Genomic DNA, 24,841 nt, shown 5'->3' on the forward strand with positions numbered 1-24,841 from the left:
TTCGGCTTCTTTTTTCGTTTATCCGTAAAATTACGACCCAATCAAGGCCACACGCTCATATGCCACGATAGCAGCCTCGAGGTAAGCTTTGATCTGTGCTTGAGTATGAATCCCCTTAATCCCCTTAACGGCTGTTCAACATCGCTAAAATCAGCCTTTAAATCATTTAAAAGACTCGGTAAATAACTCGCATCAATTTCAAAAACAGGACAACTCACAGGTAGCACAAAGTTAGGTGGACTCAATTGATACTCTTTTTTCAAAATAGCATTCAAACTATGGAAATCCTGATAATGAAGCGAAAGTATTCGCTCACGATGCGCAGCCGTCCCCTCAAAATGTCGCAAAGATTGATTGAACTCACCGCGAACCCAAATATCCACAATCAAATGACAATAGTACCCCTGTACAAACGGATCCGCCCAAACCGAAGCGTACGCTTGTTGAAAACGCGTCAAATTCAACCAACCGTTTACTCACCCAGTCATTTAGTTTGGAAGAATATTTAAGTAACGTATTAATATCTCCAATGAATAATTCGCCACAACTCACTTTGTAGTATAATAACGTTCAACATCTATTTTTTCTAGGAGATAAATTTATTGAAAAATAAAATCAGCAGAAACTTTTCAGTATTCATTCGTTGTTCCATCTATGACGCATGTTGATGCCATTAATGGCCAGTTTAATTATTCGAGCGCGATTCATCCCTATTATGGATTCTATTATAGCCGGCCCGCAGTTTATAAAAAAATGGGTTTTAATGCATTCCATTATTTAGGAAGCCATTATAAAATTACAAATCAAACCAAAATCGGCAATAACCCTTATCTATCTGATAAAACTGCCTATAAAAATACGCTCAATCAAATTAATAAGCAAAACGGTGGCCAGTTTATTAACTTGATTACAATGCAAAACCATATGCCCTATAATAATTATTATTCAAATAATGAATATACTGGTAAAATCAAGAGCGGGGTCATGAATACAGAAACTGAATTAAATGCATTCAGCACTTATACGAAGGGGGTCAGTTATACTGATCAGGCCGTTAAATCTTTCATAACATCGATTGACAAGATTAATAAGCCAATTTCAGTGGTATTTTATGGAGACCATTATCCAGCGATTATTTCAACATCGTATTTATCACAATATGGTTTGAAGATGCATGAAACGAATTTTTTCATCTACTCGAATAAATATAGTCGCGAGCATCTTCACACTAAACGGCTTAACTCAGTAAAAATAGCTGGAACTAATGATTTCACTTCGCTAATTCTCAAGCAAACCAACTCAAAGGTATCACCGTATGCAGCCCTACTAACCGCAGTTCAAGAGAAACTACCTGTGATTACACAGCAATCGATCATTAATAATACCGCGGCGGGTGATACCACGGAAGAAAACTATGAATTTATTACACAGCAACAAAAGACGCTCAAATACAACTCCCTCACTAAAAATCAAAAAAATCTCTTACATGATTTACAACTCGTCCAATACGATTTAACTAAGGGAAATCACTATCTTGAAAACACCAAGTTCATGTCAACTAAAAAATGAATTTCACGATCTCCACTGATCAAATAATAATGTGTGAGAAACCGTTGTAAATAGTTTCTCACACATTATTTAATACCATTCAATTTCGGTCTAGAAAAGATTATTAGCAAAATTATCCATTGAGGTGATCATTTTGAAAAGTAGTAACATTAAACGCAGTAATAGAGAAATTATATTGGTTACATTAGGTTTGGGTATTGTACTGTTACTTTTTAACTTATACGTTCCTACACTTAAGAATGACGATTTGGGCTATATTCATCGTGCAAACACCATGGGTTACTGGGGAGCGACCGTCGATCATTACCATAGTTGGAGCTCGAGATTGGTCATTGAATTTTTTGTCATGTTTTTTGCAAAGAACTTTTTGCTTTGGCAATTTATAAATACCATAGTCATGCTTGGTACGATTATAATAATTTACAAATTTGTGTTTGGCAGCTTGGAACCAAAGAAGTTGTTGCTTACGGCTGCATTATACTTCCTGATGCCCCTAATGATTATGAACGAAGCTGGTTGGATTGCGACAACACTAAATTATTCATGGCCGACGCTTGCAGCATTGCTCGCATTTTATCCCTTCTACCAGACTATAAAAAAGAAAAAAGCATCCCCTTATATACTTATATTTAGCACAGTATTGCTTGTTTTTGCTGCCAATCAAGAACAAATAAATCTTTGTTTTTTCGTCTTAACCTTGATTGTTTCCGTGTATATTAAAACAACAACAAAACATTACCCAATTCAATTACTTCCTTTATCGCTGATAAGTTTTGCTGAATTATTCTTTTCAATTACAACCCCAGGCAACCTTATTCGGTTTAACAAAGAAGTGATCCGTTGGTTTCCAGGATATGAGCATTTTTCGATTGTTAACAAGATTGACCTGGGAATTTCTTCCTTCGGTAAACCGTTCTTTTTCGATACTAACATACTGTTCGGGGCATTATTTGCCTTGATTGCAATCGCTGGCTACCAAAATACTAAAAATTATTACCTACGTCTCATATCGCTAACTCCTCTCTCATTAAATCTGTTGATCTTTCTCGGAAAAACAATGAAACCCAGCTTCCTTAACACTGGGAGTCAACAAAACATGATTTGGGACAGTAATGGTATTGATAAACTTTTTTCAAGAACCGGAACGGACTTATCGCTTCTACACCCCGGAACATGGCTGGCCACACTAACTATCTTAAGTTTATTATTATTTCTTTGCATCAGCTTGTTCACGTCATTTACCAACAAGCATGAAGCAATATTCGCCATTGTCCTAATATTGATGGCTTTCGGTTCAAGATTAATCCTTGGCTTCTCGCCTACCGTGTGGGCCTCTGGATTAAGAACCTATTATCTTGTTTTTGTCGTCGCTATAATTCTAGTTCTAATGCTTTGGAAACAAGAAATTAGAAAGTTAAATTCGAGCCAGATCCAGTTGGTCACAGCGAGCACAACCGTCATCGGAATATTAACTCTGATCGTCACAGTCTTAAATAACTAGTCCGATTCCCCAATATAAAAAGCTTCAATACTTTAAGCTATTGGTTAAGCCAAAAGTGCGGAAGCCCGAAAAGATGATCACTAAATAAGTGATCATCTTTTAAATTTGAATTAATTTGTTTGTCTACTCACCTTTTACTTTTTTCATATTCAAGGAAATCGAATCATATTTAAGAATTTCGTCCTTAATAGATTGTTTGTCCGGCGGTAATTCCATCAATTTGTTATCGGTTGTATCGTAAAAATCCGACCCTACCTCTGTTGTATGTTCATATTTACTAACATTGTTTGTAAATAGAGAAGTTCCTAAGAAGTAATTCTCTTCATTTTCAAGATTTAGCATGTCTAGGATGGTTGGTGTCAACAGAAGTGAATTTCTGCCTTTCGCATCGACTTCTTGATGTTTACTATTGGGATACTTGATCATCAATGGCACGGTTGATGCAAATGCTGTACGTTGATCATCAAAGGTATTCGCATATTCTGGCGCTGCATAGCTGGCATGATCCGTTGTTAAGATCAAGATGGTATTATCTTTAAGATCACTATTTTCAAAACTATCATAAAACGAACTAAAAGCTTCATCGAAATTATGAAATTTATTGAGAACTGGATTTTTCCCATCACCGTACTTGCTATCTGTATCCCAGCCATTATGTGTTTGGAACGTGTACGTGGCGAGCATAAACTTTCTGTTCTTTTGACTTAAAGCATTGGCCTGTTCGAACAACAAATTCAGATTATCTTTATCAGGTAAGAAAGTATCAGCACCACTACCTTGCCACTGGCTCTTATTTCCGGAAATAACACTATCAAAACCAAGATTTTTAAGATAAGGCGTGAATTGCTTGTGCTTAGGTTCTGCATTGATCATCTTGGTAACATACCCATTTTTACTGAGAATTTCTGGCAAACCAATCAGTTTAGTATCTAACCGCTTTTTCATTTGTTTAGCCGTAGTCGCGCCTTCATAACCCTCATTAAACTGGTAACTGGAGTAAAGCTGCCCACGAAGCCCTCGATAAGTAGGGGCAGTATGATTATAATAATTTCTCACATCAATTGATTCGTCAGCAAATTTATTTACTGCAGGCATCAAATTAGGATATTTATCATCCTCAATGACTCTTCGTGAGGTCCCCTCGGCAAAAATAATGATTACATTCATATGATCAAGATTTGCGTCTATTCCGTCTTTAACGCTTTTATTTTTAAAAGCTTTTAAAATTTTTGCTTGATTCGTTGTCTCCATAGCCTGTTCGATCTGATAATCTTTCTGGTAATCTTTGATTAAAGCATAGGTTCCAGCAAGTGCTGTATTTGGCTTAAAAATAAAGATTGCAATAACAGCGAGTATACTCATCACAATTGAGCCCATAGCAAGGAAACTATGTTTTTTTAACAGATTAAATCTCATCGGGAGAAAAGCAATTAGAATCACAATAATAGTTAAAACGACATACTTAGGCAAACTGGGACCCAATGCGTGGACATTGTTAATATTTTCAAGCATTGTTTTAGTCGTGAACGTCCCAGAAAACAACTTGACCCATTCCTGTGCAATGATAATCAAGAAGAGAATTGAACTTATTAAATAAGCAGGATATTTAAAATATTTCAATGGCACTTGAGAAATTGAAATAACTATCCCAACTTCAAAAAGTTCTAAAGCTAACTCATAATATGTATGATTCAGTATATTAGGAATGACTATTAATATACCGATGAGGAAAAATTTTATAATAGTTAACCAAGAAAAAATATTTATATTTTGCCTTGACCCATTCAATTTTGGCATTCAAACATTCCCGATTTCATTTAATATTAACCCTAGATTCGTAGTCTGAATTGTTGAAAAACGACTTACGGTCTAATTTAAAATCTGGTTTGTTTCCGTTTATTGCTATCGTTCATTTCGACCCATTTTTTTCACAATTCTCGAAATTGTTCTCAACAATGGTTGACGATCGTCTCCTATCAATCCAATCGACTCAACAAAAAGCTCCAATCCGAATAAAATCACAATTGTTAATGCGATGTTCCCAATTGTCGAAGAAATCGGATATAACAATGCCACGAACGAAAAAATAAGCGCTAAGCCATAAATTGCCAAAACTGTCTGACGATGTGTAAGCCCTAACTGCATTAAACGATGATGCAAATGATGCTTGTCAGCTTGTGATATTGGCTTTTTATTTAGTATTCGACGCAACATCGCATAAACTGTATCTGTAATCGGAACACCGAGAATAATCACAGGAATAACCAAGGTGACAAACGTTATGTTTTTTAATCCCTTTAATGAAAGTACCGAAATCATAAAGCCAATAAATAAGGCACCGGTATCTCCCAAGAAGATACTGGCGGGATGAAAATTATATGGCAGAAATCCAATCAGAGCGGCAACCAACGTAAAAATTAAAACTGCAACATAAGTGTTGGGAATGGCTAGGAAAAAGAACGCCATAATTCCCATTGTTGTTAACCCAATGATAGAAACACCAGTGGCTAGCCCATCTAACCCATCAATTAAATTGACCGCATTAGTAATCGCCATGATCCAAAAAAGTGTAATTGGAAAACTTAACCAACCCAAATGAAAAGTTCCAAGGAAAGGTATGACCACTAAGTTCATTTTTATACCGCCGAGGAAATAAACAATTGTTCCGGCAATGACAATTCCCAACATCTTTAATTTCGGAGATAATTCGCGAATGTCATCGATCATACCAGTTAACACGATAATACATTCAGCTGTAGTCAAGGCTAACAGTTCATGTGTGGGAAACTGATTACGCAATAAAACAAACGCAGCAAAATTAAAAGCCACAAATATACCGAGACCACCCATCGTTGGCATGGGTTTTTTATTTACCCGTCGTGCATTCGGATTATCAACTGCGCCCAATACAAAGGCGAGTTTTCGAACAAATGGTGTGATCAACGCGGACACGATCATTGTCAATATAAGTTTTACAATAATGTTGAACATGATAGGACTCACTTTCTGGAAAGGCGCTAAAAGCTACCGCGGCTACTGATTTATTTTATCAGAGCCAAAGCTATTTTACTATTTTAAGCTAGTTATGTTTGAAGATTTATTTACGTTTAATTGACCAATAGCATTGGATCATCGTCAGTCGATCTAGAATCATTGGGAGTTTCTTTCGTTTCTGCCCAGTAACGTTATTACCATGTCTCACATAATTCATTAGCGGTTCTTTTATAGAATCAATTCGATATCTATTTTTTTTGGTTACCAAGAAAATCCACTGATCATGCATTGCAATCGTCCGGGGGAAGGGTAAAATAGCTTGCTTAACTTTGTTGGTAAATGCCATCATGGCACCAGTATAACCATTTTTTATTAAGTTTCCTAGAACGCCCTGATCAACATTATTATGATTATAGTGATTCCACGAATTATCGATCACTTGTAAATTTTTGTCTACAACTATAGCATCGTGAACAACCAAATCGGACTTATTCAACTTAAAAGTTGCTTGACAAACCGATATTTTATTTGAAAACCATTGATCATCTTGATCACTCAAATAAATATAATCGCCCTTAGCCTTAGTAATTGCTCTTTCGAATGAGGCTATCGGACCTTGATTCACTTGATTAATAAAAATTTGATGTGGAATGTCTGATTCTTGAAAAACATCGTTAATAATTTGTATTGTATCATCAGAAGATTGATCATCAACAATCAGCACTTCATCAGTATTTGAAAGTTGTGGCAAAATTGAACGTAATTGCCGTTCAATTGTCGCCTGACCATTATATGTTGCCATACAAACCGTAATCACATTTTCAACCTCCAAATTTTCTTAAACTCACGAATCGTCCGTTTCCAGAAGAACCGGTCGCTCTCTTTGACAAATTGTTTCATCGTTCGTTTAAGCAACTGAATTTTGTGTGCCTGGAGCAAATCAGTCCTGTAATTAGAATAATACTTTGTCTCTGAATCAATAATACTATTGTATCGGGTGTGTGAAACATTTTGATAATTTTGAACAGATAAATCATGATCCAATGATGTATCCAATATCAATACTTTTTTGCCATGCTGACTAATTTCATAAAAGAGCCAATGATCTAAAAAATCTAATGGAAATGACTGATTAAATCCGCCTAATTCGTTTAAAAACGCAACTGAAATCAAACTACCAGAATTAATTGCCATTAATGGGTTAGAATAAATGCCGGGATCAATGGCTTTTGATGAATGGTTAATATATTGTGATGCATCCACAGGCGATATCTGCTCGCCATTAGATACAACGCGTGGAACTGCAGCAACAAGCTTATCATCCAGAACAGTTGCAAGATACATATCAACAAGTTCTAAAGTCAATTGCGTGTCGTGATCTAATAACAAAAGCGCTGCGACGTGATTTTTATTCGCCATTTTTAACGCATAATTATATGCTGCGGCAATCCCGCTATTTTTTTCATCATGATAATAATGGAAATGACTTTCAACTATGCTTACTGATTGTGCAAAAGGACTATTATCGTAGCAAATGATAGAAATATCTCTTTGAAATAGCTGATCAAATAATGAGTAGTATGGTAAATCCGTAATCTTCTTATTATAAAGAACCGCAACAATTATAAATTTCATACAATCTCCATCCTAGAAAAATTTCCAGCCCCACTTATTAAAATACTTGATCATCGAACTGATAAAAATTTTAAAGACTTTCATACTTTTATGTGCTTCTTTACCATAATAATGTACAACGCTCGCTTCTGGCAGATAAACGATTTTTTTACTGGCATGACGATACTTTTGACATAAATCGTTATCCTCGAAATACATGAAAAATCGTTCATCAAATCCATCCACATCCACTAAATCCTGACGACGTGTGAGCATAAAACAACCCGAAACAAACATGACTTCCTGCATTTCGGATGTTAAATCACGACATTCAAAATAGGCAAGACGCTTATCAAATAACCGCTTTATAAATCCAAAAGGAATAAATCGCAAAATATAATCAAACACATCTAGTTTACGTCTAACTAAATATTGCTCAGATCCGTCTGGATACAAGACTGAAGGGGCCAACATTGCATGCTCTTGCGCTGAAGCCTGCACAAGTAAAAGTTCAAAACTTTCTTGATCAACTAAGATATCAGGATTGCAAATCAACATAAACTCTTCCGTACAATGATCTATATTATAGTTATGTCCATGCCCAAAACCCGCATTATCAGGTGCGAAGTGAATTGTAATCATTTCATTTTGGTACTTAGCTAACTTTTGCTGATAGTCATCGTTCGAATTATTGTCAAAAATATAAATGTGAGCGGCAAAATTAGGTAGTATTTCAGATTTAAAATTGTCTAAAGTTACAAACACGTCTGGACTATTGTACGTCACAATGCTAATTGCAATTTTATTGTCGATATTAATCAGTCTCCTCTAACACTGCGGATTGATAGCTTCTAAATGATTTAAACGAAATAACAATGACTGGAATAAGAAATCCTAATCCAATCGGACTATTTAGGAACGGATTAATATTCGTTACTACAATCATAGCAAGTGAAGATCCTAATAACCCAATATCCAAAATACCGATATACCTGCTCAATAAAAATCCTCTGAAATAATAATATAGTGGCAACAGCGAGAACATTAACCAAATTAGAGCGCCAATTACGCCCTGTTCAACTAAAATATCGACAAAGGTCATTTCAATACCCGTTGTTCGTTTTCCAATCTTAGTGCCGTATCCATTACCAATCAGCAATGCCAATTTTGATTTTTCAACTAGGTTGACTGAATCCTTAAGTAAATCAAGACGGACATTCATACTAACATCATTTACCTTCGTGCCCTCCTGTTCACCTCGGCTACCATTATCCTCAGTTTGGAAATCATCTTGGTCGGAGAATCTGGATATCGTTGAATTCTCAAAGAAATAACCGGTGAACGCAAATGCAACAATTAATAATACTATTTGGCGGATCATTGTCCTTCTAGTAATTGTTGTTTTACCTGATTGTCCAAAGAAGTAAATAATTACTTTGACCAAAATATATGTCAACAACCCCACCGCAAAACCAATATACAATCCACGCGTTTCTGATAATACGATTGAAACGACGCTTAAAATAATGGTCACATTCTGCAAACGAGATGATTTTTTTTCGATCAAATTAATGAAGCAAATAATCAGCGCGAACAAAACTAAGAAATGTGATTTATAAAAAACACCTCTGGATGGACGAAAGAATAAATCTCCCGGGAATGCCTGATTGATAAATTTATAAAAATAATAGAAATCATGTCCATTCATCGTCTTACCAATCAGGCTGATAACTATCGTTAGGATTGAAGTTGCCAAAGAAGCAATTAGTAAAGTTTTGAGTAGGTCTTCCTTAGTAAATCTATTTTTACCGATATAGTATGCTAACGGAACGATTGTGATCACGAAAACAACTCTTAAAGTATCTGTTAAAACAGCCCCCACCGGATGATGATTGATTATTCCAATAATTGAACTAATACCAATCCATAAAACCATGAGTATGCTTACCAGCGAGATACCAGAAAAAGGCTTTACAAAATAAGAAATTAATTCTTTCCGAGTTTCACGATTGACAATAAACCGGATAGAAAAAATAGCAAGTATGCCAACAAACAATAATTGCCGGATAGATATCGGACCCACTGCTAGTATCCGACCGCCCCCACCGGCAAATAGTTCAAAGAAGAAGACATATAATAAATACTTCTCAAATTTAGTTAGTTGTTTGCTTTTCACCCGGAAAAACCCTCCATTGTTCTTTTATCTTTATTTATCACATCACGTGACACGTATAGTTACTATAAATTCAGTTATATGCAAAACCCACACATAAAACTGATCTTCAACGAAACTTACTTTGCGGTCTTAATAAATATCCGTTTAAAGTCTGAAAGTATTCTGGTACGGAATACAATCAACAATAGTATAAATAGTACACCAGTAATAATTGAAGTGATTGCTAAGTTTGCAAAACTCCCAACCGCGCCAATATGAACAAATCTCATTGCAAATAGTAGTATCAAGAAAACCAAGACATATTTTATATGTTCTTTGAATAATAATTTCAAATCAACTGCATGCCTGACTAGGAAAATACGTAATACACATACAATAAATTCCGTCGTTACGATAACAACAGTTCCACCATCTGCTTTAAATTGTGGCACAACAATTAAATTTGCGACAATACTAAAGACTGCACCCACCACGTATGGAATTGTATATTCTTTATATAATCCTTTGGAAAGAGCCAGTTGAGTCGAGAATACGCCCCCATAAGCAATGAAAATGATAATCAAGCTTACGAAGAACATATTAAAATTCATTTTTGTAAATGCCTCGCCAAAGAAAAATGGAATAAATGATTCTGTATTAACCATGAGAATTAAACTAAATAGTAACGATAATAAAAGTGTATAATCTGCCGAAGTTTTAAATAAACTAAACAGCTTTGATTGCGATCCTCGTTGATCAAGCTGTGCCATCTTAGGCATGATGACAGTACTCACAGAAGTAAGTATTGCTAGAATGATTCTTGCAATCTTCTGTGACTGATCATAATAAGCCAACTGAGTGACACCAGAAAAAGTACCAACGATGGTGCTATCAATATTTGTATAGAGTTGTGCAGCTACTACTGGAACAGCTAAAACAATTAATGGGCGTAAATATCTTTTGTTTACTTCTCGCCAATTGATTTCTTTGAGTTTTATCCCGATGCTTTTCAAATCGATGATAAAAACAAAATTTGCAAGGAGCATACCAACGCTGTTGATCGTAACATACTTCCATAAGTCATGAGGATTGTGTACTAAAGTAAAAATCAACAGCACACTCAAAATCTTGACAATACTATTTCGTAGAACTACTTTCTTGACGTTGCCTAATCCAATATAAGCCCAAGAAATATCTAGCCCATAACCAATTAAATAAGGAATGTTCAAATAAAAATAGATCTTATAAGGCAGAAAGATAGAAGTTGCCAACATATAGATCAGGACAATAAGCGCACCTGTCGCAATTTGGACAATCCATAGATCTCTGAATTTTGAACTAATTTCATCCGCCTTGGCCTGTGCAATCGTTCGCACACCAAATTGATTTAATCCTAACAACATAAAATTTCCGGCAAATGCGACAATTGAGCCAACATAACCATTTATTCCAAGTGGTTTTGGTCCCAACACTCTAGATAGATACGGTATTGTCAGAATGGGCAACGCCACTAGAAGAAACTGATACATGGCGTTATAAACCAAATTAACTCTTATTTTTTTCACATTTAACCTCTCACTAGGCCCAATTTTTCAGCAATAATTTCTCCGGAGTTTTGCGCCGAATACTGGTTAACAATCGAATTCAGTTGGTTTCGTTTCACATCCTGAAAATCTTTATCACTGTGGTTGAGAACAAAATCGATTAATGTCTTCTCATCCTTAATGACGGGTCCACCAAACGTGGCTTCTACATTTTTATTATAGAGACCACGGTCATTGTTCACATAATAGTCGCCGTCATATAAATAATGAATAATGGGACGATTTAAGTAAAGAAAATCAGCGTAGACACTTGAATAATCCGTGACCAACAAATCAGTGATTATCAATAAGTGCTGGGTATCAATACTATCAGGAGCTTCAATAATATTTGCTGAGCTTGAGACATGATACTCTTGAGCACGAAAATGATGTGGCTTTTCAACAATAAAAATATTTGCATGCTGCAATTGTTCTTCGAATTCACTCCCAAGATTTCTAAAAGAAAAACTTGCAGAATTGCTATCTCTGAATGTTGGCAGATATGAAACCACGAAGGCACCGCGAGGAATGTGTAATTTTTCCAGTAATTCATTCTTGATTATACGACTTCTTTCATGATCGTAAAAAATACGATCTCGTGGTTGCCCACTTTTAATAAGTTTGTTCTCAGTAATGCCATAATTTTTAAAAGCTGTTAATAAGCGCTTTGTCATGACTTCTGAAGTAGATAAAAAATAAGAGAACTCATCAAAAACTTGATTGCCTTCATTGGGATCAGTTGGCATGTCCGCACCAATTCTTTTAAATGGAAAGCCGTGCCACAACTGAACTAACGACATATTTTTATTAGGTACCAACGTTCCTAAGTCAGACATACCGTTTGAGACAAACCCATATTTTGCACCTAACAAAACTCGAAAAGTACTCATTGCATTTCTTCGACAAAATGCAACCTTGCCATCGAAACGTTCCAAGACTTCTTGCCTCAATTTTTCGTCACCGATCCAGACTAACTCATAATTTTCATCATATTTTTTTTGAACTAAGTAATCTAAAAAATATAATGAATTATCGGCTAACTTTGTCCCAAACCATGAGCCGAACACAATTCTTTTCGGATTGCGGTGAGAAAAACCGCTCATAAAATAAATGACACTTTGAATAACGTCGCGACTATATTTTTTTATTTTTGTGATCATGCTAATTTTCACACCCCAGAATCATAGATTTACTCGCCATCTATATTAGCTATTTTTAGCCGTTAATCCATTCCCAAATCTTTTTTTATTTGTGTTGTGGATATTTCTGGCGTTCTTGGTAAGTAAATAACCTCTGCGTCTGTTTTATCGCGTAAGAAATCAAATTTTCCGGCCCAATCGTCACCCATAACAAACGTGTCAATATGATATTCTTTGATGTCTTCTACCTTTTGTTCCCATCCAGTTTCTGGGATAACTAAATCGACATAGCGAATTGCTTCCAATAATTGTTTGCGCTTCTCATAGGAAAAATAACATTTCTTTTGCTTTTCATCCCAGTTAAATTCGTCGGTGGATAAACCGACAATCAAATAATCCCCATGCTCTTTTGCTCGACGTAGCAAGTTGATATGACCATAATGAAGAAGATCGAATGTTCCGTATGTTATAACACGTTTCATAAGGCACCCCTATTTTATTTAATAATATTTCTTGATCAACTTATAATTCCTGATCAGATACTGGTTTTATACCTAATTATTTCAAACAACAATTAGACAACTGTAATCTATAATATTATATTTGATGAACAATTCATAGTAATCATCACAACCTTAGAACTTTTTCAAGATTAATCCACGCTTCTACCATTATAAATTACTTACTGCTATACATAAAAGTATCATTATAAAACTTCGAACTTTGCGATAATTCCTCGTTGACAACCTTAAATCCATATTTTTCCGCGATTGTTTTTTTAGCTGACAGGAGATTGGTCCCTAAGCCAAGACGATTACCTTCAATTTTAACACCGAGCGCGGCAAGCGTCGTGGGAAACATGTCAAAAGTACCAAAAGTTCTATTTTTTTCTTTCACGTTTGAATTGTCGCCTGCTGCATTAAGAATTAAATTGAATGTATGACGCTTTTTTGAGGGAATATCCTGATAATATTTCGCATCCATCGATAGGTGATCACCGTTAATGATAATGGTTGTATTATCGTAGAATGGCTGGGTTTTGATCCAAGAAACAAATTCTACTAACTGTGTATCAGTAAAGGAAATAACATTTGAATATTGCTGCGGATACGTCTTTGGCATGTTCTTTTCTGGAAAACCGCCAATGTGATGAGTATTTGCGGTCAACATAGTGAAATTAAAAGGTTTGCCTTTCGCTGCCATTTTGATCAAATCCTGCTTGGCATATGCAAACAATTTAGAATCTTCATAACCCCACCACACACGATAATCCGGGGCGATACGTTTATCTTTCTTGGCCTGCAAATAATCATCAATTTTAATATTTCCATGCTGCGTGAAATAACTTCTACGACCGCCAAAAGTGGCATCCGAACCCATCAGAATTGTTTGTTGATAACCATTCTCTTTCAAAATATCATTTATGGTCGTTGCTCCAGGAAGAAATTCCTGTTTAGATGAATTCGCATACGAGTTCCCCTGAACTGGTACCTTCAAAGGTAATCCTGCTGTTTGGGCAACCATCCCAGCAATCGTCCAACCAGTACCATAAAATTGCATTGCGCCACCAAACTTTTTATCGCTGTCTGAAAAATGAATCCCTTCGCTGGAAAGTTCAGTCAATTTAGACAGTAGGTTCGTTGACATCTGACCACCTTGAAGCTTGTCAATACTAGTAGACTCAAGAGACTCAACATAAATATAAATTAGATTTCTTTTTTTAGTAGGAAATGTTAATTTTGTTTTTTGTGGGTCAACATAATTTCTCTCAATAAACGTCGAAGAAGAAGTAAAATACTTATAAAATCCTGCTATATTGATATTTTTTGCAGCAGCAAAAATCAGAACAGATGAAAAAGCCAAACAAATGACTGTAACTACAGTATAGATATATTTAAAGCGATTATGAATTTCAAATCGTATTCTGAACAACGCTAAAACAAATGGAAATACCAGTAACAAACAAATCACCGCAACAAGTAAAGGCCCATTTAAAAAAGAAGCGATAAAACTTGTATCTGCACCCTCCATGGGTTGTTGCAAATTATAAATAAGTTGTTCTGGATTAAGCAAACCGAAAGTGTTGGTTGCCCAAAAACTTGCTTTATACAGGAAAACTGCGACCGCAACCAGTAGCGATAGCAATATTGACTGAATCGTTTTTTTAAGTGTCGATTTTCTAATTTCTATAATCGTAAAAAAATTACCTAAATGAAAGAAATTATCCAATAACAGAATGATGATTTCCGTGAGCAAAAACAATGTCAGAATTCTTGCAAAATACATCAATGAATAATTAGTGGCAATTAAAAGGTTGGTGCGCAAAATATACCGGCTAACCACAAGTACTATTGTAAAAACACTAACTGCATTTAAAATCATTTTAAAAACAGTGTTTATCTCGCTCAGATTATTCCTTCTAAGAACACTAAATAATGGAACATACATGGTGAAGAAAACAAAAATTGTTAAAAAGTAAGAAATCATAATTTTCCTCCGGAAACAATAACTTAATTATATCAGTTTCTTTTCAGAAACTGATTGTTGCTTTAATTATTTTCAATAAATTAACTTGCAGCAATATAAACACGATTAATAAATCCCTTGAAAAAACAAAAAGCATCTCCAAGAAAGGAGATGTTTTCAACTTCATCTAAATTGTTACTCAAAATTTCCGTGCTGAAGATCGATAATCAACATAACTACCCTCTCCACTAGTTAAATTAGAATAACGTGAAATGATTTGAATGTTTTTATTCTTTAATTTGCTTGTCATGGGAATATTGATCATAAATCCACTATTTACAGAATTATAAACATTCGGATAAGCTTTGTTAACAACTTTACGGGCATACCTAGAAATCTTATAGCGTCCGAGTTCTCTATGATTTGTTGAATCATAAAGAATAATAAAGCTGTTCGTTTTGCCGATCGAATTATCACTTGCATGCCAACCCTTAATTTGCAATTGGTTGCCAACCACTTTTGCAGTGTCTATCGATCCACGATTATTTGTAAATTGATAGCTTTTTGACCAATAATTAGCAGTACTTCCTTCCCCACTTGCAGCATCAGAATAACGCGATATAACCTGCAAATTTTTTCCTGCTAGCGCGCTACTATACGGGATGTTAAGTGTATAACCACTATTGGCTGAATTATAAATATTGGGATAGGCTTTGCTGACATCATTTCTGACATTTCTTGAGATCTTATAACGGCCAAGTTCTTTACGATTTGTTTTATCATACAGAATAACGAAACTATTAGGTTTGCTTGCAGAATTGTCGCTGGCATGCCAACCTTTAATTTGTAATTGTGTGCCTGAAATTTTCACCGAGTCAGATGAGCCGTGATCACTGTTAAATTTATAAGTTTTCGGGGAACGATAATCTACATAACTGCCTTCACCACTTGCAGATTGCGCATAACGTGAAATGACCTGGATGTCTTTACCAACTAGCTTGCTTGAAAATGGAATATTGATCAAGAAACCGCTGTTAGTTGAATTATAAACATTGGCGTAGATTTTATGAACGTCATTTCTTACACCGCGAGTGATTTTATATCGACCTAATTCTTTCCCATTTGTTTTATCATACAAAATGATAAAGCTGTAATTTTTCCCTTCGGATTCATCGCTTACATGCCACCCACGCACTTGCAAATTCGTACCAGATAAAGAAACATTATCGACACTTCCGGTATTTACGGCATTTACGCTAGTGTAGTCAATCGAAACATCGATTGTACTGCCGTATCCTGGCAACATTGCAGTGCTACTAAATTGCCATGCAGCATATGAAAAATTCCAAAGGTTGCTTGAACTTGGTTGATATGGATACTGAGCGATCCACGCTTTCTTTTGACCGAGGATGTTTACAATGGCATCACAGTATTTGTACCCGTGTCCGGTGTAAACGGCGTAATTGCTATATCCGTTCGCGGCAAGCGTGCTATAAAATGTTTTCAGGTTATTAACAACATTGCTAGTTGCTGTTTTACCTTCTTCCATATCTGCGTAAAACATAACTTTGCTACTTAAACCAAAGCTTTTCGCAACTTTAGCAAAATATGCAGCTTCGTTCTTTGCCTCGGCCGCTGTCGTAAACTGTGCGTAGTGATAAACACGAATTTCGAGACCAGCATTTTGTGCCATCTTGATCTGAGCCTTGGCATATGGATTGGTGTACGTTGTGCTTTCTGTGAGCTTAACTACAACGGTTTTAACCCCAAAGGCTTTCATCTTGTTATAATTTGCTTGTGTCAATCCAGATTGATAAGATGAAACATCGATCATATCAACACGAGGACGTCCTGCATCCCCGATCGTAAAAACATCACAGGCTTGTTGTGCAACAATATTGGCAGGTAAGATCATTTTCGAATCCAAATTAGACCTTGTACCGGCTATAAATGGGGCTGTTTCCGACGTTGCCCCAGCACCACTAGTTGTGTCTGCGTGCACGACACTATGTTGCGTGGTTGACATTAAGAATAGGCCTAATACAGTTAACCCCACAATGGAAAATCCGGTAATCCTGTGCTTATCTTTCGCAACAGAGCCGCGGTTATTCCTGAATAAAAAATTTTGAATCATATTGTAATTATCCCTCCACAAGTTTGAACGTGTCATTAAGGGTAATTTTAACAGATAGAACCTTATATTTAGCAATAACACCGATTTTGTAACTTAAAAGAAACATAAAAATAACTATTTTTAGGTAAATTAAGAATATTTATACGAATTGGCAAACTCAATTGCTAATACATGCTGTTATTTCAAATTTCCTCTCCTCTCCTCCCGTTCCCGATCCAATTCTTTCTGAGCTTTCTTCGAGCCACGATCCAAATCATGCCGCAGTTTGCGAGTTCGATAGTCCGTTAATAAGCTGTCCAGATCATAGTCTGCGGGATAAAGTTCTGTTGCGGGTGTGAGTAGTTTCAATCGTTTACGCAGAATCGGCACAACTTCGTCATCCACATAAACAGCCAATTCGTCTTTTCCTTCGTCTCGATAAACTAATGCGGTTTGTTGCGTGCTAGTCATTAATACGCGGTCGCCTTGTGCAAGGCGATTTTGTTCCACGGTCTGTTTCTGGACATAATTTTTCGAAAACTGTTTCTTTTCGGTTTGATAATTTTTTTTCGCAATATAATGTTGTGCGCGGTGGATCAACGTGGTGTCCATTTTCATTTTCTTGGCGATCCAGAGCGCTTGGCTGTCCCCAACTTTGCCCAGATGAAGGAGATATTTCGGCGTTAGCGTGGCGCTATCAAATTCCATTGCTGCGGGAATAAAATCTGCATGCAACTCTGCGAAACGTTTAATTTCGCCGTAGTGCGTGGTGGTGACGATCAAGGCGCCCTTTTCGTACATCGACTCCATAATGGCGATTGCCAACGCTGCACCCTCATTTGGTTCAGTGCCGCTACCGATCTCGTCCAACAAAATCAGCGTATTGCGTTTCGTTTGGTTGAGAATTTCCGCAACGTTTTGCATATGCCCCGAAAAAGTACTCAACGCGTTATCCAAATCTTGCGCATCGCCAATGTCGACGAAAAGTCGGTCGAAAATCGCCATGTTTGTCCCCTCGGCTGCGGGAATTTGCAAGCCAAACATAGTCATCAGCGTCAATAAGCCCACCGTTTTCAGCACGACAGTTTTGCCGCCCGCATTGGGTCCGGTGATGACCAAGCCGCGGTAATCGGCTCCTAGCGCGAAGTCGAGTGGGACCGCATCTGCTGGTAAAAATGGATGCCGACCTTGTTTGATCCGAATTATTTCGGACTGATTGATTTCTGGCGTGATTCCATTCAATTCACGGCTGTACTTAGCCCGCGCAAAAATAATATCCAGCGCCGTGATCGACTCGATCATATAATCGATTTGCGCTTGTTCAGCGGCAATTTCACCGGTTAATTCTGCCAAAATTTGATATTCTTCGGCGGTTGCTTCGGCCTGTGTCAAGATCAACTGCTCGTTTAATTTTGCCACGGCACCAGGCTCCATAAAAACCGTCCCCCCATGATTCGACTGATCGATCACCTGTCCGACGAGTTTATTTTTATAATTCGCCTTAATTGGGATCGTGTAATGACCGTCCTTTTGAACAACAATCGGTTCTTGGATCATTTCACGGTGGCCAGATTGATGCATGAATTTCGTTAATTTATCTTGAATATTTTTTTCTAACTCGTGCTGACGCTTGCGAATCTTGCGGAGCTCGCGCGAAGCGGCATCGATCAGTTGTGAGTTTTTAATTTTGTTGTAAATGGCATTTTCGATTTCCTGCAGATCCGGCAAGTTTTGGCTATACTGCCATAATAATGGTGTCTGCGTCTGATTTTTTTCAAAAAATGTAGCGATCATGCGACTACTGCGAATAAAATCGGCATAGGTCACTAGCTCGGCGGGTGTGAGCACGAGCCCTTTCTTGACCTGGGCGGATAGCTCATCGATCCGAGTTAATCCCATAAACGGAACGTGCTGTCCATTATCCAAAATCCAGCGTGCTTCTTGTGTTTCTTGTTGCCACGCTTGGACCGTTTTTAAATCCGACTGTGGCTGCAACGTGGCAATTCTTGCCTTGCTGTAATTTCCCAACGCCTGCGCCTGAACTTCGGCTTTGACACGATCGAATTGTAATTTTTCAAAAGTTGCTTGATTCATTTCGTTCTCCTTCGTTGTGAAAGAGGATACCTGATAAAAACGACCAGATTTTTTCCGTTGTTGAATTAAATTTAGGCAACAAAAAAGGCGGCAGTCATCCTACCGTCTCCATACGTTTAAAACGCATAGTCTTCAACAATCTAAATTGCGACAGGCATCACTCATGAGTGTCCGAATAAATAGCAGGTGTGGATAGTGTGACGCAAATAAACGTGCTAAAAGCACCACCACTATCTGTTGCTATTCATTCAGTTATTTAGCTGGCTAATTAGAACCCAAGCACACTCATCAAGAACCTCGCAATAATTTCCTGGTCATTTATTGATTTCAATATAACAAGAAACAGCTCATTCGTCAACGGTATGAGCGTGGTAAGAAAGTAAAATCTGGCTGCTCTACCTTCGGTCGCGGCTGCGTGGGGCAAGTGACTGACTACTGTGGGGACGGTTCCAGGCTTTCCCCGAAACGTGTTCTGCAACATTGAAATCAGCATCTAAGAGATCAAGCCACGAAGAATGAAGCCCAATTCTTGTATCTTGACGTCTTAGCTGTTGATTTCAAACCATGTTGCGTCACACTCTGGGGAAAGTCTTCCACCTCGATTTCGAGCTTTTTATCCGTCGCAAACCCGGCTCCTGAGAAAAATCTCGAAATGCGCCCCTGCTGTAAGCGACGATGGCCCTGTCGCAAAACCAGTTTCACAGTGTCGTCACTTGCCCCACGCAGCCGCGACCTAAACTTGAATTGGTTTAGTGGTGAACTGGAAATAACTGGGTTTGTGTCGCATGATTTGAATTTAACGTCGATTGCGTTTTTTGTGAGAAATATGATCACGTTTGATATTTTGCCACTAAATATTTATGTTGCTCAGAAAAGATTCATGCGGGAGAAAGTCCAGTTCAAAATTTAAATCTGTTTACTAGAATAGACACACAGAATTTGCGGAAGAGAATGAACAGCACACTGTGATAATGGTCTTAGCGACACGATCCATCGTCGCTTAGAGCATGGGAAATTCGGAGATCTTGCCGGTTTGGCAAGAGCTCCAAATTTAGGCGGAAGAATTTCCGTACTTTGGAAATCCTGGAGCCGTCCCCACGAGTGTGCTGTTCATTCTCTGCAGCAAATTCAAACTGCAGTTACACACAACCATAATTTTAGACCATTCAAATGCAGGTAAAATATTCCGCACTTCCAAAATCCTGCAGCCATCACCCCAGTTACAGCTCAAACTCAACCGTCATCTTTTTCGCATCAAACGTCGCCCGTGCGCCAATCGGTGTCGTCATCATTGGCGTCGTGTGGCAGCTATCATAATCATAAATAATCGGCACATCCGCGCCATTCAAAACTTCCAACAAAATATCGATCGGCCGTCGCCCAGTACCGCGATCATCAAACAACGCGTGCTTGCCCAGAATGATTCCTTTCACCTGATCGAAAACACCGGCGTTTTTCAACATGGCAAAGTTTTTCTCGACCGTCGCGGCATCCTTCTCCGCATCTTCAATAAAGAGCAAATCATCCGAAGAAAACTTTGGAAAATATTTGGCGCCCATAAAACCGTACATCGTATCTAGGTTCCCGCCAACCACCTTTCCAGATAAAATCGGTTGTGTGGTATAACCCCAGTGATTTTCGTGGGTCGTTTTGAAATGCTCGAAACTTTCCCAATTAGCGCGCTCATCCGTCCAAAATTTCGGAGCCGTAAGTGCAATTTTAGTATCGATCGACGCATCAATCATCGTCTGAAAATAGTTCCAGGTTTGCTCAACAAACGGTGGAAATTCACCAAAGGCTGCTACCAATGCGGGACCATAAAGGACTCGGCAATTCGGCGCCTGCGTATAAATTGCCAGCAACAACGCCGTGGTATCAGAATAACCAACGAACGTTTTCGGATGGCTACGCAAATATTCGTAATCGATATACGGCAGCACCGCATTGGTATTCGTGCCACCAATCGTCGACATAATCACCGACACTTCGGGATCATGGATCAACTGATTAATTTCAGCCGCGCGTTTCTGAATCGAACCGCTGCGATAATGGTCTTGTTTGCCGGTTAAACTGCCGGCTACCAACTCGATCTGCTTACTACGCAAAAAATCCTGGGCGCGTGCAAATCGTTGTGGTGATAAAGCGGTAATTGGGGTTGATGACGAGAAAAATCCGATTTTCATAATTGTCCCACTTCCTGATTGTTGCAATCAAAATATCAATCCAGTTTCTTCAACAAAATTAAATCCGTTTGTGGATCTGTCCCCATCATAAAATGGTGTGCGCCGATGTGTTTAAAACCCATTTTTTCGTAGAAGGCCTTAGCATTTTCATTGTGTTCCCAGACGCCTAGCCACAATTCTGATTTGCCCGTTTCATGTGCCACTTTTTCGGCTAATTGAATCAGCTTCTTGCCCAGACCTTGATGTTGAACTGACTGCCGTAAATAAATGCGCTCAACTTCCATGGCGTTGGTTCCCTCAACCTCGGTCTGCGCAGCACCAACATTTAACTTTAAGTAACCTGCTAATTCTTGATCCGCATAAACAAAGTAAAATGTTGACTCGGGATTTTCTAGTTCTGCGGTTAATTTTTCGGTGGTATAGGCTTCGTTTAAGTAATTTTGTAAATTTTCGGGCGTGTTATCAGCCGCAAATGTATCTGTAAAAGTTTCGATGCTGAGTTGCTGTAATAATTCAACGTCAGCGACAACTATTTTCTTGATCGTAATTTCCATGATGATCTCCTCAACTGAGTTTAAAAACACCGACTACTTTAGCTATCCGTCTAGTTTACAAAGCCACTCGATAAAATGCAAACCTGTCCCCAAAAAAGGCATTAATACAAAAAGTCGCGCATCCGTGCTAAAGTAAACTCATCAGTACTAAAAGAAAATTTCCAAAGAAGGTTTTTAAAAATGGATCGAACAAATCTCCCCACACAAATTGAAGTGCGTGGCGGTGCAGTCAATAATCTTAAAAATATCGATGTGAATATTCCACTGAATAAATTTGTGGCGATTGCCGGCGTTTCCGGTTCTGGTAAATCGTCTTTGGCCATGGGTATTTTATATTCTGAAGGTGCGCGTCGTTATCTCGATTCTTTGGCAACTTACACGCGACGGCGAATCAGCCAAGTCGGTCGCGCGGAAGTGAAGTCAGTCAAACATATTCCTTCCGCATTAGCGTTGCGCCAGCGCCCAGTTGTTCCAGGCGTGCGTTCAACTGTCGGTACGATGACCGAAATTTTTAATATTCTCCGGCTGATTTTTTCACGACTAGGTTCACCCGTCTGTCCAAATGGGCATCAAGTACCACCGACGATTGAGATCGCAGAGGCTATGGATAAAGTCGGCGATGAAATGAGTCGAATCACCTGTCCTACTTGTGGTGTGCAATTCTATGCTTTCGGTGCGGAAGATTTCGCGTTTAATTCCGACGGTGCCTGCCCAACCTGTGGCGGATTAGGCACAACCCGTCAGTTAGACACGACAAAACTGATCGACGCGCCCGAAAAAAGTCTGACGGACGGTGCCGTTGCAGCCTGGCGAGTTCCTGGTCGTAATTTTATGCCGATCGTCGCGCAAGCTGCCGGCATTCGCATCGACGTGCCTTATCAAGACTTAACGCCAGAAGAGCAAGATTTCGTTTTGCACGGTGAGAAGAAACAGTATCCCATCGATATCCCTTCAAAGAACGGTCGGGTCTTTCACATGGACCACGCCCTTTACGAAAATGCCTACGCTGCCGTCGAAGATAGTATGAGCACGACTAAAAGTGACATTGCTTTGAAACGTCTCAATCGTTTTTATCAGTTCCAAACTTGCCCAACATGTCACGGCACTCGCTTGGATCCAACACGCTTAACACAATTAGTTACTGGTAAAAACATTGCTGAAGTTGCGCAAATGACCTTGGGCAACTTGCCCGCATTCATGACCACGATAAAAAATTGGTTGCCGACAAATATGCAGGCACTGGCTAAGAACCTCACTCAGGAATTGCTCAATCAACTCCAGCCACTTTTGGACTTAGGCTTGGATTATTTAACGCTCGATCGAACGGGCGCCAGTTTATCTACCGGTGAACTGCAACGGATCCAATTAGGCCGCACGCTACGAACGCAGACGACGGGGGTACTCTATGTTCTAGACGAACCTTCTGTCGGATTGCACCCCGATAATATTAATGGCTTGATCAAAATATTCCGCGAATTGATCAAGCAAGGAAATTCGCTAGTGGTTGTTGATCACGAAACCTCGTTGATTGCCGCTGCAGATTTGGTAGTCGAAATTGGCCCCAATTCTGGCGCGGCAGGTGGTCAAGTGATTGCGACTGGGACACCGCAAGCCATCCGTGAAAATACCGCTTCGTTGATCGGCCCATTTTTAACCGGTGCTGCGCAATTATTAGTTCGCCAACCCGCTTCTGAACAGGAACTCTTCAGCTCTGGACAGATCGAGATTGAAATCACGCATCGGTTCAACTTACACGATATCAAGGCACAGTTTCCGCTAAATCGATTGACGAGTGTAACTGGCTTTTCAGGAGCCGGTAAAACGACACTGGTTTTAGACAGCCTCATCCCCGCTTTGAACGCCCAATTAGCAAAAGAACCCTTGCCACGTCACGTCAGTAAACTCAATGCTAGTCAAATCCAGCATGTAGTCAGTGTCGATGCCTCACCAGTCGGCAAAAACGCTCGCTCCACGGTGGCCACTTACACGAATATTATGGATGAGTTGCGTCGACTTTTTGCCGAGCAACCGGCTGCTAAAGCCAAGAAATGGACCACCAAATATTTCTCATACAATAATAAAGAAGGCGCCTGCCCGACTTGCGGTGGTACCGGCGAAATTTCCTTAGACATTCAATACTTGCCAGACATGACTGAAACGTGTCCAACTTGTCACGGCCATCGTTTTAAAAAAGAAATGTTATCTGTTAAATGGGCAGACCGTTCGATTGCAGATGTGCTCGCACTTTCGGTGACGGACGCACTCCCTGTTTTCAAGAATCAGCCCCGTATTTTACACACACTCACAACGCTACAATCGATGGGCTTGGGCTATCTCCATCTAGGCGAAGCCACGCCAAGTTTATCTGGTGGTGAGGCGCAACGTTTAAAGCTAACCGCACATTTGCGCCAAAAACAATTAGCAACCTTATTCGTCTTCGATGAACCAACCGTCGGATTACATCCACTCGATGTACAAACGTTATTGCAAATTTTCGATCAGCTACTCAAACGTGGTGCGACGGTAATTACGATCACCCACGATCTCGATTTAATTGCCAACAGCGATTACCTGATCGATATGGGCCCACGTGGTGGTGAAGCTGGTGGCCAGATTATTGCCACCGGACAGCCTAGCCAGTTAGTCAAACACCCTGACACTTTAACTACACAGTATCTAGCACAACATTGGCAGTTATTCGCTCAAAATAACTCCGCGGAATAATTGTGGCGGCTGATTTATCATTTGATCAACAACACCTGATTTCAATAATTTTCACCAAAAAAATCCACCGACTTGAAGATATATTCGGGTCTACACTTTCTGGTGTTGGTGAAAACTAATACCAGTTTTTATTTGCCAAAATAAATAGGACA

General features: G+C 38.6%; 18 protein-coding genes. 3 read left to right on the forward strand and 15 right to left on the reverse strand.

Annotated elements, in window-relative coordinates; all coding sequences use genetic code 11:
• Positions 1 to 41: 41 nt before the first annotated feature.
• Positions 42 to 389, reverse strand: coding sequence for a hypothetical protein (locus tag EKM67_RS06050; RefSeq protein WP_125578133.1), 348 nt, complete (start codon positions 387 to 389; stop codon positions 42 to 44).
• Between the two features lie 265 nt (positions 390 to 654).
• On the opposite strand from EKM67_RS06050, the gene EKM67_RS06055 reads away from it, so the two are divergent.
• The gene (locus EKM67_RS06055; RefSeq protein WP_125578134.1) at positions 655 to 1,569 is read left to right on the forward strand and encodes a sulfatase-like hydrolase/transferase; all 915 of its coding nucleotides are present in this window, start codon (positions 655 to 657) and stop codon (positions 1,567 to 1,569) included.
• Between the two features lie 133 nt (positions 1,570 to 1,702).
• Positions 1,703 to 3,070 carry a DUF6056 family protein gene (locus tag EKM67_RS06060; RefSeq protein WP_225417326.1) on the forward strand — a complete coding sequence of 456 codons (1,368 nt, stop codon included), beginning with the start codon at positions 1,703 to 1,705 and terminating at the stop codon, positions 3,068 to 3,070.
• A gap of 123 nt (positions 3,071 to 3,193) precedes the next feature.
• Here the strand turns inward: EKM67_RS06060 and EKM67_RS06065 are convergent, their stop codons facing one another.
• The 14 genes from EKM67_RS06065 to EKM67_RS06130 form a co-directional block, all read right to left on the reverse strand.
• A complete protein-coding gene (locus tag EKM67_RS06065; RefSeq protein WP_125578135.1) occupies positions 3,194 to 4,867 on the reverse strand; it encodes an LTA synthase family protein in 1,674 nt (557 codons plus the stop codon).
• A 105-nt stretch (positions 4,868 to 4,972) separates the two neighbouring features.
• Positions 4,973 to 6,061, reverse strand: a complete 1,089-nt coding sequence (locus EKM67_RS06070) for a glycosyltransferase family 4 protein (protein ID WP_125578136.1) — start codon at positions 6,059 to 6,061, stop codon at positions 4,973 to 4,975.
• Between the two features lie 106 nt (positions 6,062 to 6,167).
• Positions 6,168 to 6,866: a glycosyltransferase gene (locus EKM67_RS06075; protein ID WP_225417327.1), complete on the reverse strand. Its 699-nt coding sequence runs from the start codon at positions 6,864 to 6,866 to the stop codon at positions 6,168 to 6,170.
• A gap of 11 nt (positions 6,867 to 6,877) precedes the next feature.
• A complete protein-coding gene (locus EKM67_RS06080; protein WP_125578138.1) occupies positions 6,878 to 7,699 on the reverse strand; it encodes a glycosyltransferase in 822 nt (273 codons plus the stop codon).
• A 12-nt stretch (positions 7,700 to 7,711) separates the two neighbouring features.
• Positions 7,712 to 8,491 (reverse strand): glycosyltransferase, encoded by a 780-nt coding sequence (locus EKM67_RS06085; protein ID WP_125578139.1) that lies wholly within the window; start codon positions 8,489 to 8,491, stop codon positions 7,712 to 7,714.
• A gap of 1 nt (position 8,492) precedes the next feature.
• Complete coding sequence (locus EKM67_RS06090; RefSeq protein ID WP_125578140.1) at positions 8,493 to 9,854, reverse strand: O-antigen ligase family protein; 1,362 nt, start codon at positions 9,852 to 9,854, stop codon at positions 8,493 to 8,495.
• Positions 9,855 to 9,970: 116 nt separating this feature from the next.
• Positions 9,971 to 11,398 carry an oligosaccharide flippase family protein gene (locus tag EKM67_RS06095; RefSeq protein WP_125578141.1) on the reverse strand — a complete coding sequence of 476 codons (1,428 nt, stop codon included), beginning with the start codon at positions 11,396 to 11,398 and terminating at the stop codon, positions 9,971 to 9,973.
• 2 nt (positions 11,399 to 11,400) lie between these two features.
• Positions 11,401 to 12,576: a CDP-glycerol glycerophosphotransferase family protein gene (locus EKM67_RS06100; protein WP_125578142.1), complete on the reverse strand. Its 1,176-nt coding sequence runs from the start codon at positions 12,574 to 12,576 to the stop codon at positions 11,401 to 11,403.
• Between the two features lie 62 nt (positions 12,577 to 12,638).
• Complete coding sequence (gene tagD / locus EKM67_RS06105; RefSeq protein ID WP_125578143.1) at positions 12,639 to 13,037, reverse strand: glycerol-3-phosphate cytidylyltransferase; 399 nt, start codon at positions 13,035 to 13,037, stop codon at positions 12,639 to 12,641.
• Positions 13,038 to 13,233: 196 nt separating this feature from the next.
• On the reverse strand, positions 13,234 to 15,042 hold the full coding sequence (locus EKM67_RS06110; RefSeq protein WP_125578144.1) for an LTA synthase family protein: 1,809 nt from the start codon (positions 15,040 to 15,042) through the stop codon (positions 13,234 to 13,236).
• A gap of 178 nt (positions 15,043 to 15,220) precedes the next feature.
• Positions 15,221 to 17,077 (reverse strand): GH25 family lysozyme, encoded by a 1,857-nt coding sequence (locus EKM67_RS06115; protein WP_164506588.1) that lies wholly within the window; start codon positions 17,075 to 17,077, stop codon positions 15,221 to 15,223.
• Positions 17,078 to 17,332: 255 nt separating this feature from the next.
• The gene (locus EKM67_RS06120) at positions 17,333 to 19,228 is read right to left on the reverse strand and encodes an endonuclease MutS2 (RefSeq protein ID WP_125578146.1); all 1,896 of its coding nucleotides are present in this window, start codon (positions 19,226 to 19,228) and stop codon (positions 17,333 to 17,335) included.
• A 1,220-nt stretch (positions 19,229 to 20,448) separates the two neighbouring features.
• Entirely contained in the window at positions 20,449 to 21,411 is a 963-nt protein-coding gene (locus EKM67_RS06125; protein ID WP_125578147.1) for a S66 family peptidase, read from the reverse strand.
• 35 nt (positions 21,412 to 21,446) lie between these two features.
• The gene (locus EKM67_RS06130) at positions 21,447 to 21,965 is read right to left on the reverse strand and encodes a GNAT family N-acetyltransferase (RefSeq protein ID WP_125578148.1); all 519 of its coding nucleotides are present in this window, start codon (positions 21,963 to 21,965) and stop codon (positions 21,447 to 21,449) included.
• Positions 21,966 to 22,145: 180 nt separating this feature from the next.
• Here EKM67_RS06130 and EKM67_RS06135 point away from each other — a divergent pair, with 180 nt between their 5' ends.
• On the forward strand, positions 22,146 to 24,689 hold the full coding sequence (locus tag EKM67_RS06135) for an excinuclease ABC subunit UvrA (protein WP_125578149.1): 2,544 nt from the start codon (positions 22,146 to 22,148) through the stop codon (positions 24,687 to 24,689).
• The last annotated feature ends 152 nt before the right edge of the window (positions 24,690 to 24,841 follow it).

Origin of the sequence: Lapidilactobacillus mulanensis, assembly GCF_003946215.1 — a bacterium.
GTDB classification, from domain to species: Bacteria; Bacillota; Bacilli; order Lactobacillales; family Lactobacillaceae; genus Lapidilactobacillus; species Lapidilactobacillus mulanensis.

Bases quoted from the DNA above. Each gene is read 5' to 3' on its own strand.
- EKM67_RS06055 (WP_125578134.1), top strand. From the start codon at position 655: ATGACGCATGTTGATGCCATTAATGGCCAGTTTAATTATTCGAGCGCG.
- EKM67_RS06065 (WP_125578135.1), bottom strand. From the start codon at position 4,867: ATGCCAAAATTGAATGGGTCAAGGCAAAATATAAATATTTTTTCTTGG.
- EKM67_RS06070 (WP_125578136.1), bottom strand. From the start codon at position 6,061: ATGTTCAACATTATTGTAAAACTTATATTGACAATGATCGTGTCCGCG.
- EKM67_RS06075 (WP_225417327.1), bottom strand. From the start codon at position 6,866: ATGGCAACATATAATGGTCAGGCGACAATTGAACGGCAATTACGTTCA.
- EKM67_RS06080 (WP_125578138.1), bottom strand. From the start codon at position 7,699: ATGAAATTTATAATTGTTGCGGTTCTTTATAATAAGAAGATTACGGAT.
- EKM67_RS06100 (WP_125578142.1), bottom strand. From the start codon at position 12,576: ATGATCACAAAAATAAAAAAATATAGTCGCGACGTTATTCAAAGTGTC.
- tagD (WP_125578143.1), bottom strand. From the start codon at position 13,037: ATGAAACGTGTTATAACATACGGAACATTCGATCTTCTTCATTATGGT.
- EKM67_RS06110 (WP_125578144.1), bottom strand. From the start codon at position 15,042: ATGATTTCTTACTTTTTAACAATTTTTGTTTTCTTCACCATGTATGTT.
- EKM67_RS06120 (WP_125578146.1), bottom strand. From the start codon at position 19,228: ATGAATCAAGCAACTTTTGAAAAATTACAATTCGATCGTGTCAAAGCC.
- EKM67_RS06125 (WP_125578147.1), bottom strand. From the start codon at position 21,411: ATGAAAATCGGATTTTTCTCGTCATCAACCCCAATTACCGCTTTATCA.
- EKM67_RS06130 (WP_125578148.1), bottom strand. From the start codon at position 21,965: ATGGAAATTACGATCAAGAAAATAGTTGTCGCTGACGTTGAATTATTA.
- EKM67_RS06135 (WP_125578149.1), top strand. From the start codon at position 22,146: ATGGATCGAACAAATCTCCCCACACAAATTGAAGTGCGTGGCGGTGCA.